General features: G+C 59.6%; 11 protein-coding genes. 7 read left to right on the forward strand and 4 right to left on the reverse strand.

Annotation, left to right across the window (positions count from 1 at the left end; all coding sequences use genetic code 11):
• The first annotated feature begins 63 nt into the window (after positions 1 to 63).
• The 3 genes from iolD to AC07T0_RS06520 all read left to right on the forward strand — a co-directional run bounded on the left by iolD (position 64) and on the right by AC07T0_RS06520 (position 4362).
• Positions 64 to 1935 (forward strand): 3D-(3,5/4)-trihydroxycyclohexane-1,2-dione acylhydrolase (decyclizing), encoded by a 1872-nt coding sequence (gene iolD, locus AC07T0_RS06510; protein WP_152739856.1) that lies wholly within the window; start codon positions 64 to 66, stop codon positions 1933 to 1935.
• Position 1936: 1 nt separating this feature from the next.
• Positions 1937 to 2830 carry a myo-inosose-2 dehydratase gene (gene iolE, locus AC07T0_RS06515; protein ID WP_495000390.1) on the forward strand — a complete coding sequence of 298 codons (894 nt, stop codon included), beginning with the start codon at positions 1937 to 1939 and terminating at the stop codon, positions 2828 to 2830.
• A 170-nt stretch (positions 2831 to 3000) separates the two neighbouring features.
• Positions 3001 to 4362, forward strand: a complete 1362-nt coding sequence (locus AC07T0_RS06520; protein ID WP_152739983.1) for a carbohydrate porin — start codon at positions 3001 to 3003, stop codon at positions 4360 to 4362.
• Positions 4363 to 4457: 95 nt separating this feature from the next.
• On the opposite strand, the gene AC07T0_RS06525 is transcribed toward AC07T0_RS06520, so the two are convergent.
• Positions 4458 to 5402 carry a LysR family transcriptional regulator gene (locus AC07T0_RS06525; RefSeq protein ID WP_177103698.1) on the reverse strand — a complete coding sequence of 315 codons (945 nt, stop codon included), beginning with the start codon at positions 5400 to 5402 and terminating at the stop codon, positions 4458 to 4460.
• 133 nt (positions 5403 to 5535) lie between these two features.
• Between AC07T0_RS06525 and AC07T0_RS06530 the strand changes: the two genes are divergently transcribed.
• From AC07T0_RS06530 to AC07T0_RS06540, 3 genes are all read left to right on the forward strand, one after another.
• Positions 5536 to 7035, forward strand: a complete 1500-nt coding sequence (locus AC07T0_RS06530) for a CoA-acylating methylmalonate-semialdehyde dehydrogenase (protein ID WP_495000391.1) — start codon at positions 5536 to 5538, stop codon at positions 7033 to 7035.
• A gap of 88 nt (positions 7036 to 7123) precedes the next feature.
• The gene (locus AC07T0_RS06535; RefSeq protein ID WP_495000392.1) at positions 7124 to 8446 is read left to right on the forward strand and encodes an MFS transporter; all 1323 of its coding nucleotides are present in this window, start codon (positions 7124 to 7126) and stop codon (positions 8444 to 8446) included.
• A gap of 341 nt (positions 8447 to 8787) precedes the next feature.
• Positions 8788 to 9444: a hypothetical protein gene (locus AC07T0_RS06540; RefSeq protein WP_152739861.1), complete on the forward strand. Its 657-nt coding sequence runs from the start codon at positions 8788 to 8790 to the stop codon at positions 9442 to 9444.
• A 177-nt stretch (positions 9445 to 9621) separates the two neighbouring features.
• Here AC07T0_RS06540 and AC07T0_RS06545 read toward each other — a convergent pair whose 3' ends face one another.
• From AC07T0_RS06545 to AC07T0_RS06555, 3 genes are read right to left on the reverse strand one after another with little or no spacing between them, the layout of a single operon-like run.
• Entirely contained in the window at positions 9622 to 10545 is a 924-nt protein-coding gene (locus AC07T0_RS06545; protein WP_277378060.1) for a sugar ABC transporter substrate-binding protein, read from the reverse strand.
• A 48-nt stretch (positions 10546 to 10593) separates the two neighbouring features.
• Positions 10594 to 11748 carry a phytanoyl-CoA dioxygenase family protein gene (locus AC07T0_RS06550; RefSeq protein ID WP_495000393.1) on the reverse strand — a complete coding sequence of 385 codons (1155 nt, stop codon included), beginning with the start codon at positions 11746 to 11748 and terminating at the stop codon, positions 10594 to 10596.
• Positions 11745 to 12593: an SDR family oxidoreductase gene (locus AC07T0_RS06555; RefSeq protein ID WP_495000394.1), complete on the reverse strand. Its 849-nt coding sequence runs from the start codon at positions 12591 to 12593 to the stop codon at positions 11745 to 11747. The genes AC07T0_RS06550 and AC07T0_RS06555 overlap by 4 nt, the downstream gene beginning before the upstream one ends.
• A gap of 122 nt (positions 12594 to 12715) precedes the next feature.
• Between AC07T0_RS06555 and AC07T0_RS06560 the strand changes: the two genes are divergently transcribed.
• Positions 12716 to 13741 (forward strand): LacI family DNA-binding transcriptional regulator, encoded by a 1026-nt coding sequence (locus AC07T0_RS06560; protein WP_495000395.1) that lies wholly within the window; start codon positions 12716 to 12718, stop codon positions 13739 to 13741.
• The last annotated feature ends 4 nt before the right edge of the window (positions 13742 to 13745 follow it).

A 13745-nucleotide genomic window follows, 5' to 3' on the forward strand; every position in this document is an offset into this window, starting at 1 on the left:
AATGATCATATTGTCAATATGTATTCCTAAAACAACAATGGCAGTGCTTCCGGAGGAAATAAAATGACCCGCAAAACTGTGCGCATGACCATGGCGCAAGCCCTGGTTCGCTATCTTTGCAATCAGTTCACCGAGATCGACGGGCAGCGCGTACCGCTGTTCGCTGGTGTATTCGGGATCTTTGGGCACGGCAACGTAACCTGTCTTTCGGAGGCACTGGAGACGGTCCAGGACGTGTTGCCCACATGGCGGGGGCAGAACGAGCAATCGATGGCGCTGGCGGCCATTGGCTTCGCCAAAGCCAAGCGCCGGCGCCAGATCATGGTGGCGGCGACGTCCATCGGCCCGGGCGCGCTGAACATGGTGACCGCCGCGGGTGTAGCGATGGCCAACCGGCTACCGGTCTTGCTGATTGCCGGCGATACCTTCGCCAGCCGTCTGCCCGACCCGGTCCTTCAGCAGGTCGAACACTTCAACGATCCGTCGCTGACCGCCAATGACTGCTTTAAAGCCGTGGTGCGTTACTGGGACCGCATCGTGTTGCCGGAGCAACTCTTGCAATCCCTGCCGCAGGCCGTGGCAGCCTTGCTCGACCCGGCCGATTGCGGGCCGGCCTTCATCGGCTTGGCGCAGGACACCCAGGAGATCGCCTACGATTACCCTGAGGTGTTCTTCGAACCCAAGGTGTGGAAGATCCCTCGCCCGCGCGCTGATCGCGACGCTATTGCTGCCGCGGCGGCCTTGCTGAAAACCGCCAAGCGTCCCTTGATCATCTCCGGTGGCGGCGTGCGTTACTCCGGTGCCGAGGAGGCGTTGGCGGAATTCGCGGCCAAACGCGGTATTCCCGTGGTCGAAACCATCGCCGGCAAGGGCGCACTGACCCATGACCATCCGGTGCATGCCGGCCCGATCGGGATCGTGGGGTCGACCTCGGCCAACAGCCTGGCGAAAGAGGCGGATGTGATCCTGGCCATCGGCACGCGGTTGCAGGATTTCACCACCGGCTCGTGGACCGCCTTTGCCCATGACGCGCAGTTCATCTCGATCAACGCCGCGCGCTACGACGCGATCAAGCATCGTGCGCTCTCGGTCGTCGGTGATGCGCTGGAAAGCGTTGGCGAGCTGGATGCCGCCTTGGGAGGCTACAAGGCTGATGCCCAATTGATGGCGCGTGCCCGTGCGCTGTTCGTTGAATGGAACGCGCTGCTCGACCACTACCAGCAGGCCAGTGACGCACCGGTGCCGTCCTATGCCCAGGTGGTTGGGGTGTTGAACAAGGTCGCGGCTCCGGGCGATACCTTGATTGCCGCGGCTGGCGGTACGCCGGGCGAAGTCACCAAGGGCTGGCGGGTGAAGAACCCGCACACCTTCGATTGCGAGTTTGGTTTCTCCTGCATGGGCTACGAGATCGCCGCCGGCTGGGGCTGCGCCATGGCGCAGGACGGTCCGGGCGCCGCCGGTGGCACGCCGATCGTGATGCTCGGCGACGGCACCTACATGATGATGAACTCAGATATCTACTCCGCGGCTCTTACCGGCCACAAGATGATCGTGGTGGTCTGCGACAACGGCGGTTATGCCGTTATCAATCGCCTGCAACAGGCCAAGGGCGTACCGGGCTTCAATAACCTGCTTACCGATTGTCGAATCCAGAATCGCCATGATCCGTTGCACGTTGACTTCGTCAAACATGCCGAATCCATGGGCGCCAAGGCGCGTCACGTGGCTGATCTTGCAGAGCTCGAGCAAGCCATGATCTGGGCCCGGGGCAACGAGGGCGTGACCTTGATTTCCATCGTCTCCGACGCCTGGAAGTGGGTGCCTGGTGATGCTGATTGGGATGTGGGTGTCCCCGAGGTCTCGACCTTTGAAAGTGTCCGCGCTGCTCGTGCCGCGCAGGAAAAAATTCGTGAAGCTCAACGGTTGGGTGTGTGAGATGAAAGCAAAACTTGGTATTGCGCCAATTGCCTGGTGGAACGACGACCTCGAAGAACTTTCCGATGACGTCAGCCTCGAAGAGTGCCTGCGCCAGGCCTCCGTGGCCGGTTTCACCGGCATGGAAACCGGGCGTCGTTTTCCGATGAGCATGACGGAGCTGGGTCCGATCCTGTCGCGCTATGGCATGTCGGTGTGTGGCGGCTGGTTCTCGGGACTGCTGCTGGACGGCGACCTCGAGGCGGAAAAAGATCGTATCTCGCAGCAGTTGGACTTCTTTGTTGCGGCGCAGGCGCCGTGCCTGGTGTATGGCGAGACCGCCAGTTCGATCCAGGGCGTGCGCAGCGCGCCGCTGGTGACAAAACCGAAAATTTCCGAGGTCGAGATGGCCGCCTATGGCCGCAAGGTTTCCGACTTTGCCGACTGGTGCGCCAGGCAGGGCATGCCGCTGGCGTACCACCACCATATGGGCGCCGTGGTCGAAACAGAGGCGGAATTGGACCTGCTGATGAAGCATTCCACGGTTGCGTTGCTGTTCGACGCGGGACATATGTCTTTCGCCGGCGGTGACTTGCTGCGTGTGATCGAAAACCACCATGCGCGGATTATCCACGTGCACACCAAGGATGTTCGTAGTCCGGTGGTGAACGGCCTCAATCGCACTCGGGAGAGCTTCCTCGATGCGGTGATCCAGGGCGCGTTCACTGTGCCAGGTGACGGCAGTCTGGACTTCGAAGCCCTCGTCAAGGCCCTGGCCAGCAAGGGTTACGAAGGCTGGTTCGTGGTGGAGGCCGAACAGGATCCTCGCCTCAACCCGCCACTGGAAATGGCCCGCAAAGGCCACGCCGAATTGCTCAGGGTCATGGCGGCGGCGGGTTATCAAGTCGTGAAGTAAGCGTTGCCAATCCGCCACTCGCAGCGGGTGGCGGATCGCTTGCGAACAAACACCTCATTTTTCAACAGGGACATTTCAATGTCTCCAGGAGCGTGCATCTCTAAAAAGACCGATCCGACAGTCATTCAATAAATCAGGCATGAAAATAACAATAATCTGGAGTGCAGTTGATGTTGAAATCCCTAGTCAAGCGGGACCCCTTCGTTCGTCCAAAAATCAGCCTTGCGCTTTGTCTGGTCAGCGGCTTCGGTGTGCAAGTAGCATCGGCTGCCGATACCTTCGACCCGTCGCAATACGCATTGGGCGATTGGGGCGGAGTGCGTTCCGGGCTATACCAGAAAGGCTATGACTTTTCCGTCGAATATGTGGGCGAAGCCGCCGCCAACCTGCGTGGTGGATACGATAAAGACCATACGGCACGTTATGCCGATCAACTGGCGCTGGGGACCAAGCTCGACCTGCAGAAAATTGCCGGTTGGGACGACGCTTTATTCCAGCTGACTGTCACCGAACGCAGTGGCCGCAACCTGGCCAATGATCGCATCAGCGATCCCCGCGCCGGGATGCTCAGTACGCCTCAGGAAGTCTATGGCCGTGGCCAGACCTGGCGGTTGACGCAGATGTGGTTGAGCAAAGGGCTGCTGGATGGTGCGCTGAACGTCAAGGCGGGTCGGTTTGGTGAAGGGGAGGACTTCAATACCTTCCCTTGTGACTTCCAGAACAACGCTTTCTGTGGTCCACAGGCCGCTAACTGGGCGGGATCGGTCTGGTACAACTGGCCGGTCTCGCAATGGGGGTTGCGCGTGAAGTACGCGCTGTCGTCTGAAGTCTACGCGCAGATTGGCGCCTTCGAAGTCAATCCATCGAACCTTGAGGTCGGCAACGGCTTCAAGCTCAGCGGCAGTGGCAGCAAAGGCGCGCTCATACCGGCGGAAGTGGTCTGGTCGCCTAAGGTCAATGGGCTGCCGGGCGAATACCGGTTGGGTGGTTACTACAGCTCGGCCAAGGCCGATGATGTCTACGAGGGCGCGGATGGGCAGCCGCAGCCGGTGTCAGGTGGCGCTTTCCGCCGCCGTAGCAACAAACACGGGGCCTGGGTGGTGGCCCAGCAACAACTCACCAGCCGTGGTGGGGACCCGGCGCGGGGGCTGAGTGTGTTCTTCAACGCCACGGTGCACGATAAGGCGACCAACCTGGTGGACAATTTCCTCCAAGCGGGCTTCGTCTATAAGGGGTTTTTCGACACTCGGCCAAACGATGACTTTGGTGTTGGCGTAGCCAGGATCCACGTCAACGAAAATGTGACCAAAGAGGCACAGCTGACCAATGAATTGGCAGGCATCAATGATTATGACAACCCCGCCTACATGCCCGTGCGCCACAGCGAATGGGACGCCGAGATTCACTATGGGTTTGCCTTGGCGCCGTGGTTTACCATCCGTCCCAACCTTCAGTATGTCGTTCACCCAGGCGGCGTAGATGAAGTGGACAACGCCCTGATTGCGGGGGTGAAGTTCATCACCAAGTTCTGACATCTGCCATTTGCGTCGAAGTGACAATATGTGCGCGTTTGGCCCTGTGGAGCCGGGCTTGGTCCGGTTCCACAGGTGCCCAATCGCCGACGCGATCACGCGGTTTGAAATCCGCCTGACAGCTTCTGCTTCAAATAACTGACCAATGCCGTCACCGATTTAGGGACATGGGGCGAGTAGGGGCGAATGAGATAAATCTCGTCGGCGAAGGCCCCCGTCAACGTCCAGTCCTTGAGCACCTGCACCAGCTTGCCGCTGGCAAGCGCGGCATGGGCGCTGAAGTCAGGTAGCAGGGCAATGCCCAGATGGCTGAGCGCCGAGTCGCGCAACGCTTCGCTGTTGTTGGTGGCAAAGCTGCCGGCGATGGGCACCGTGATGCGTTCTACATTTTTTGCACCTCGTTTGGTTCGTTCGAAGGTCCAGGCGGGTTGATCAGTGCCGCGCGGGTAATAAAGACAATTGTGGGTGGGGAGCTCTCCAGGCTCTCGGGGTTCACCCTCGCGCTGCAGGTATTGCCGGGTGGCGACGAGTACGGAAGCGGTGTCGCAGAGTTTCCAGGCCACGTGTGTTTCCGGCACCTGGAAACCATGCCTGACTGCCAGGTCATATCCCTCGGCGGCCAGTGAACTCAGGGCATCGGAAACATCCAGTTGAATGCGCACCTGCGGATACTGCTGGAGGAATTCAGCGAGGTGAGGCACCAGTTGCTGCCGGGCGAAGGCAACGGGCGCGGTCAGGCGCACCAGGCCGCGGATTTCCCCGGCCGAGTCCCGCACCGAGGAAAAACTGCGGGCAATGTGCTCATAGGCGCTGCGCACTTCGCGGGTCAATGACAGCCCGGCATCGGTAAGCCGCACGCTGCGTGTGGTGCGGGTCACCAGACGCGTGCCGGTGGCCTTTTCAAGATCGCTGATGCGTTGGCTGACTGCGGATTTACTGACACCCAGGCGTGCCGCGGCCGCAGTATAGGTGCCTTGTTCCTCTAGCACCGATAGCCAGTGGATATGGCTCCAGAGTCCTTCGATTTCAGATTTTTCCACGAGTTTATTGTTCTCATAAATGCACAATCAGTTCTGGATTCTGCTCTGGTTTAGAACAAACTGAAAGCCTATCGTGAGTTTCACCGCTGGCTTGCAACGCTGCCAGCCCAACTCTCAACCTGGATCAACTGCCATGACTACCTCGATCGAGCATTTCATCAATGATCAACGCGTTTCCCGCGATGATCGCTATCAGGACGTCTACAACCCTGCCACGGGTGAGGTGACCGGGCGCGTTGCGCTGGCGAGCCGCCAGACCGTTTCCGAAGCTGTCGAGGCGGCCAAGACCGCGTTCCCCGCCTGGAGCGATACTCCACCCATCCGCCGTGCGCGGGTGCTTTTTCAGTATCTGCACCTGCTGCGCATGCGCAAGGACGATCTGGCACGCATTATCGTCGCTGAGCACGGCAAGGTCTTCACTGACGCCCAGGGTGAAGTGGACCGTGGCATCGATATTCTGGAATTCGCCTGTGGTATTCCGAACCTGCTCAAAGGTGATCATTCCGACCAGGTATCCCGAGGCATGGATAACTGGACCATGCGCCAGCCTCTGGGCGTTGTCGCCGGCATCACGCCCTTCAACTTCCCGGTGATGGTGCCCATGTGGATGTACCCGGTCGCCATCGCTGCCGGTAATACCTTCATTCTCAAACCGAGCCCGACTGATCCGAGCGCGGCCCTGTTCATGGCTGAGCTGCTTCGCGAAGCCGGGCTGCCCAAAGGTGTATTCAACGTTGTTCAGGGCGACAAGGAATCGGTTGATGCACTGATCGAGCACCCCGACGTCAAGGCGATCAGCTTCGTGGGCTCCACGCCCATCGCCCAATACATCTACGAAACCGGTGCGCGCCACGGTAAACGTGTGCAAGGCCTGGGCGGCGCGAAAAACCATATGGTCGTCATGCCCGATGCGGATATCGAGCGTACCGTCGATGCGCTGATCGGTGCCGCGTTTGGCAGCGCCGGCGAACGTTGCATGGCCATCTCGGTGGCGGTCCTGGTCGGTGACGTGGCGGACCAGGTGGTCGCGGCACTGACCCGGCGCGGTCGTGAGTTGAACATCACCGACGGCCGCGACCTGAAGGCGGAGATGGGACCGATCGTTTCGCGGGCCGCCCGTGAGCGAATCAGCGGTTACATCGCTCAAGGCGTGGAGGCGGGTGCGCAGTTGCTGCTCGATGGTCGTGACTTTGTACCGGCCGAGCCAGGCCTGGAGAACGGGTTCTGGTTGGGGGCGACACTGTTCGACCATGTCACCGCCGAGATGAGCATCTACCGCGAAGAGATCTTTGGCCCGGTCCTGGCCTGCGTGCGCGTACCTGACTTCGCCGCAGCGTTGAAACTGGTCAACGAGCATGAGTTTGGCAATGGCGTCAGTTGTTTCACCCGCGATGGTAATGTCGCCCGCGAATTTGCCCGTCGTATCGAAGTGGGCATGGTCGGCATCAACGTGCCAATTCCAGTGCCGATGGCCTGGCATGGTTTCGGCGGCTGGAAGAAAAGCCTGTTCGGTGACATGCATGCCTATGGGGAGGAGGGCGTGCGCTTCTACACCAAGCAGAAATCGATCATGCAGCGCTGGTCGGAGAGCATTGAACAGGGGGCCGAGTTCGCGATGCCTGTCTCCAAATAACCTGAGTTTCAAGCGTTACCGCCTGCGCCGGGAGTGGGCTTTGCCCTTCTCGGCGCAGGGTAAAACAAGAATAAAAAAAGGACGTGCCATGAGCGCTGACATTGAAAAACAAGTGACGAACAAAATCTTCTGGCGGCTGTTGCCGTTGCTGATTTTGCTCTACATCGTTTCGTATCTCGACCGTGTCAACGTCGGTTTCGCGGCGCTGACCATGAACACCGATATCGGTCTGAGCAGCGCGGTCTTTGGATGGGGGGCCGGGTTGTTTTTCATTGGCTATTGCCTGTTCGAAGTGCCCAGCAACCTGATGATGATCAGGGTCGGTGCGCGGCGCTGGATTGCCCGTATCCTTTTTACCTGGGGGCTGATTGCCACCTGCATGGTGTTTGTCGAGGGGCCCAGAAGCTTCCTGACACTGAGGTTTTTGCTGGGGGTGGCGGAAGCCGGATTCTTCCCTGCGGTCATTCTTTACCTGACCTTGTGGTTCCCGGCACGTTATCGAGCCCGCATTATCTCGACCTTCATGTTGTCGATCCCGATTTCCCTGGCAGTCGGCGCGCCGATTTCAACCTTGCTGCTGGAGCTCGATGGCCTCCTGGGCCTCAAGGGCTGGCAGTGGTTGTATATCGTCGAGGGGACCCCGGGCATTCTGTTGGTGGGTGTAGTGCTCAAGTACCTACCGGATTCGCCACGGCAGGTGCATTGGTTGAATGATACGCAGCGTGAATGGCTGGCCGGTGAACTGGCAAACGATATCAAGGCCAATCCCCCCAGGCTCGATAGTAAGAGTTCACTGTGGGAGGTGTTTCGCAGTCCCGCCATCCTGGTGTTGTGCGCCCTGTATTTTTGCGTCGCCGCAACCAACCTCGGGCTTTCGATGTTTTTGCCGCAGATCATCAAACAGCAAGGCTACAACGGCATGGCGATTGGTTTCGTCGCGGCCATTCCTTATGTCGTGGGCTGCATCGGCATGGTCACCATCGGCCTGCTTTCCGACCGTCTCAACAAACGCAAACGGTTTCTGATCATCGCGCTGCTGTTCCTCGCCGGTGGCCTGGCAATGGCGGGGTGGATGCCCGGCAACTATCTGGCAATCCTCGGCATGTGTGCCGCAACCATTGGCATGATGGGCTTCAAAGGACCGTTCTGGCCGTTGCCGTCGCTGTACCTGAGTGGCAGCAGCGCGGCAGCCGGTATCGCATTGATCAACTCCGTGGGCAACCTCGGTGGTTTCTTCGGCCCCGGGCTGGTCGGCATGGCCAAGGACATGACGGGTAATTTCGAGAGCGGGCTCTACCTGCTGGCGGGGCTGGCGCTGTGCGCCTTGTTTCTGACCGTTGTTTTTGTCTCGGACCCTGATGAAGTCGCGCGACAGAAGGCCTCTGCCGAGTTGGTCTTGCCCAAGCCGTGAGTGTGGCGGCGATGCGGGTGGAGAAATACCCAATAAGCGCGGTGTAGGCCTCATTTGGCGGTCAGGTCAGCGCCGGCCAGCCCCGCAGATATGGGCAACAGGACTCTGAAATATTTACTGGATCACCGCGCTGAGCAGCTATTTGATCTAACCTCTTGATGCCACCGTATGAGGACAGCTCTACCACGCTCGGTCTTCTTAGCGTTGCGGTTCCTACCGAAGGTGGGCAAATCTGTCTAATAGAATCGGCTGCTTGACGGGCTGCATTTGTTTTTACTCCGAGCGGTTTAACGTGGATGGGTTATTGCAATGATGCCGGTTAACGATCAAGGAGATTTCAGATGCCTCAAGTAAAAGCAATCGGCAGTCACGCGGTGGCATTGGTAAAGGATGACGTTGTTTTTGAGGACGTCTCAATATTTTTTATTATTGCCCACGGCATAAAAGTTGAAGGAAAGTTTATCAGTAATTTCAGTATTTATTTTCCATGGGGGGTTGATAATTTTGGCTGGTATGACACGGACAATGGGTTCCCCTTGCAAGAGATCTATAGAAATCTGCGTCAAGGTCGGCCGCAGGGGCTAACACCGAACCTGAGTTTAAAGTCGGAGCTGGCACCGACTCAAAGTCCACTCGACATCTTATTGTCAGGCATCTTGCCGACAAAGACATCTGTTCGTGCCTCATGGGAAGAACCCTTGCTGACAAGAACGATCTGTGAAGTACCTAATATTAATTTGACGCCAAAGGATCTCACACCGGTTTTTTGCGAAAAAATGTTGTTGAAGTATTATCTGGATGGTGGGACGGAGGACGTCGGTATTGTCTGCCTTAAAAAAGATGAAAAATTAGATGACGTATTAAGGCTTCTCGGCGTAGCGCTGAAAATGGACAAGTACTCGGACGTGTTGGCGATTTGCCTGTGTTGTAGTGTGGCGTCTGGCGACGAGGGTAATGCCCACAACAGAGCAGATGGTTATGTCCAGGTTCTTGATTAAACACGATCAGCGCCATGGCAGCCCCCCGCCCAAATGGCAACCAAACCTTGCGAGAGCCAATCGGACCCCGGCGGCTTGCTGCTTTGTGGCGCGCGGCCAGATCGGCACGTAGTTGTGGTGTGCCGATGGCGCTCATGCGGGGGCAACTTTGCCTGTCGGTCGTTGAGTTTCAGTCGTTCAAGGGCTGAGGAAGTCCTGATAATTGGCCTTGGTAATGAGCTGATAAGGAATGGTCAACTGTGCTGTATAGGGTTCTTTGCGGACCATCTTCAGTGCTAAATCAATGGATCCGACGGCCTGGCGTTTGTTGTCCTGGTAGACGGTTACCACCAGTTGATCCCTCTTGATTGCATCGAGGCCGGCGGGGCCGCCATCGCTACCACCCACCAGGATGTCCTTGCCCGGGCGCATGCCGGCTTGTTTGATGGCCATCGCCGCGCCAATGGCCATTTCGTCGGCATTGGCGGCCACGGCATCTATTTTTTTCCCCGACAGAATCCAGTTATTCATCAGGTCCATGGCCTTGCCACGCTGCCATTCGGCGCTTTGTTCCTCGACCACGTGGATGTCCGGATAGCTTTTAAGCACCTCCTTTACGCCTTGGGTGCGGCTATGGGTGGCGTCATTGGAGAGCAGGCCGAGCATGATCGCCAGATTGCCTTTGCCGCCCATTTTTTCCGCCAGGTAGCGCATTTGTATTTCGCCGGCCTTGATTTCATCCGAGCCCACATAGCCGACGCCGGGCGGCAGTTCAGCCAGGTCGGGGCGGCGGTTGACATAGACCAGGGGGACACTGGTCTTGCGCGCCTCGTCGGTTATTTTTTGTGTGGCGGCGGTATCCACCGGATTGACAATGATCGCGTCCATGCTCTGGGCGGTGAAGTTCTGTACCTGATTGAGCTGGCGTACCACATCGCCCTGGGCGTCTTCGAATTGCAGGGTGACGCCGGGCAGTTCCTTGGCGTGGGCGGCCATGTAGTCGCGCATCTGCGCCAGGAATACATCATCGACCTGGGCAATGCTGACGCCGATACGGATATCGGCCAGTGCCAGCGGTGTGAAGACAGTGGCAAGCAGGAGGGTCAGAAGTCGTTTTTTCATGGTCGCACTCCGGTTTTGTTGTTGTTTTTGGATCGTTTGGAAACAGGGTCAGGCCTGGCGTTTGGCATGCATTTGCGCCACGCGCTCGTCAAAGGTCGCGTAGGGCCAGCGTTCGTTCAGCGCTTGCCACATCAGTTGTTGCCCGGTCTGCGGGGCCAGGCCGTGCAGGGGTGGGTCGGTGTCGAGGTTGCTGGGAAAGGAATAACCGTCGGCGCAGCTGGCGATCACCGCGGCCAGTCCGGGTGCGTCCAGTACCTGATCCGCCCACTGCTGCAGCAAGCAGGGGTAGAGCGCGAGCATCATGCGTTCGCGGTTCACGGTTTCCATGGGCTTGCCGAAGGCCGAGGAAATCTGCAGCAGGTTGGCCATGCGTTGGCGATCTGGCGTGAGGTTGCTACCAGCGGCGTGGAACAGCGCGGGATTGAAGAACAGCAGGTCACCCTTGCTCAGCGGCAGTTGCACCGCCTGCTTTTGGAAGTAGTCGATGAACTCGGCGCGGCGCCAGGCCAGGTAACCCAGCGCGTACTGTTGGGAAAACGGCAACAGCAGGGTCGGGCCGGTGTCCAGCGGCATGTCGGAGTGGGCCACGGCGCCCTGCAATGTCAGGTACTGGGACAGCACCTGCAAGGGCAGAGGAAAACGCTCGACTTCAGCGACCGTCTGGAACCCCAGGTGGTAATCACGGTGGGGCTGCTGGGCCTGGCCACCGGGGTGCACCACGTTGACCTGGGCCGTGACTTGGAAGTGCGGGCCCAGCCAGGCTTCGGCAATCAGCCCCAGCAGCGGGTTGGCGTAGTACTCGATAAACGACGATGGCGAGTGCAGGGCGGCTTTCTGCAATGAATTCCAGATCCTCCCGTTGCTGCCGGCCTTGGCGAAGTGGTCGGCGGCCACGCCCTCGGCGGCTTCCTGGGCGAAGATCGCCTCAAACACCTGGCTGTGGCGATCAACCACCCCCAGGTCGCTATAGCCCTGGCGCACCACCATGACCCCCGGGCCGTCGCGAAACAGCCGGTGCAACTCGTTCAGCAGCGCGTGGCGGTCAGCGTCGCGCAAGGCCTGCGCTTGATAGATCGGCACATTGCCCTGCACCTCGCTGCAGTGGGGGTAGTCCTCGGGGCGGGCCTGTTGTTCGCACAGCCGGGCGAAGTCGTGCAGTTGCACGGAGTCGGCCCGGACAAAGGCTGACAGGGGCTGATTCATCGGGCGTTCTCCGGCAAGCTCAAGGGCTGCCCCGGGCGCGGCGCGCTGTCGTCGCCGCAGCCGATCACGCCTTGCTCCAGATCGATCACCGTGCCGGTCATCATCCCCGACTCGCGGGACAGCAGGAACGCGACGCTTTGGGCGACCTCCTCGGGCTTGAGCAGGCGGCCGAAGGGCTGGGCGTGCTCGGCCTTCGCCAACCAGCCGTCTTGGGCACCATGGTAGCGGCGCTGGATCTCATCCTCGTGGGGGGTGTCCATCCAGCCGATATTCAGGCCATTGACCCGGATGCGGTTGCGCAGGGCGCTGAAGGCGACGTTTTTGGTCAGGATCGCCAGCGCGCCCTTGGAGGCCGAGTAGGCTGTCAGGTAGGACTGGCCGCCGTGGCCGACGATGCTCTGGATATTGACGATGGCGCCTTCCACGCCCTGGCTGATCATCAGCTTCAGCGCTTCCTGCATGAGGAAGAACGGCGCTCGTACGTTGACCGCGAAGAGGCGATCGAACAGTTCCGGAGCCGTGTCCAGGATGCTCCCGCGATCCGACATGCCTGCGCAGTTGACCAGCCCGTGCAGGGTACCGAAGTGGGTGCGGGCGGCATCGATGACCGCGCGGCAGTCGTCGATCTGCTCCAGGTCGGCCTGGACAAAGAACGCCTGGCAATCCAGTTCCGCCAATTGGCGCACCTGTGCCTGACCCTGTTCGGGGCGTCGACCGCAAATGATCAGGCCGGCCGCACCGCGGCGGGCCAGGGTGTGGGCCACCGCGGCACCGAGGCCCTGGGTGCTGCCGGTGACGACAAAGTACTGGCCATTGAACGAGGTGGCGAGGTTGCTTTCAGACATGCGCTTCTCCTGGTTTTTGTTGTTATCAAGGTACCGGCTCGACGCTCGGCGAAATTGAGACTAGCATCGTGCTGACCTCGATAACGCCCAAAAAGACCTCAAAAAAACCTCAGGCCGAAACCATGATCGAACGCGCCAAACACTTCTCCATCAAGCAACTGGCCACCCAGGCGGGGGTCAGCAAGGCTACGGTCGATCGCGTACTGCACCAGCGTGGCAGCGTGCATTACCAGACCCAGCGCCGTATCGAGCAGGCCTTGAGTGAGCTCGAAGCCCAGGAAAAGAACGGCCTGGCGGTGGGGCGCACCTTTCATATCGATGTGATCATGCACACGCCGCGCCGCTTCAGTGCGGCGGTGCGGGCGGCGATCATCACCCAACTGGCGAGCCTGGCGCCGTTTCGCATTGCCCCACGTTTTCACCTGTTCGAAGAAATCGAACCCCAGGCGATGCACGACCAGTTGTTGCGCTGCCTCGATATGGGCAGTCAGGGCGTGGTGCTCAAGGCCGCCGACGAGCCGGCGGTGAACCTGGCGGTCAAGCAGTTGGCCGCGGCCGGGATTCCGGTGGTGACCCTGGTGACCGACCTGCCCCACAGCGAGCGCATCGGCTATGTCGGCATGGACAACCGCACCGCCGGACAGACCGCCGCGTACCTGTTGTCACGCTGGCTGGGGCCGCAGTCGCAGGAGGTGGCGGTGGTGATCGGCAGCGAGCTGTTTCGCGGGGAGGAAGAGCGCGAAATGGGCTTTCGCATGTGGCTGCGTGGCCGCGCCGCGCATTTGCGCGTGCTGGACATCAGCGGTGGCTACGGGGTGTACGAACGCACCCTTGAACGAGTGACCGAGGCGCTGAAGCAGCATCCCGACCTCAAGGCGGTCTACAGCGTGGGGGGCGGTAACCGGGCGATCGTCGATGCGTTCGCGGCATTGGCGCGGCCGCTGGAGGTGTTTATCGGCCACGACCTGGATGAGGAAAATCGCCAGTTGCTGGCCGAGGAAAAAATCGCCGCGATCATCGACCACAATCTGCAGATCGATGCTCGCCATGTGTTCCTGCACATCCTGCAATTTCATCGGCTGTGGAAGGACGGGCCGATCGCACCCTCCCAGGTGCAGATCGTCACGCCGTTCAACCTGCCTTACTGAGCGG

The organism is Pseudomonas sp. GW821-FHT04D07, assembly GCF_059420225.1.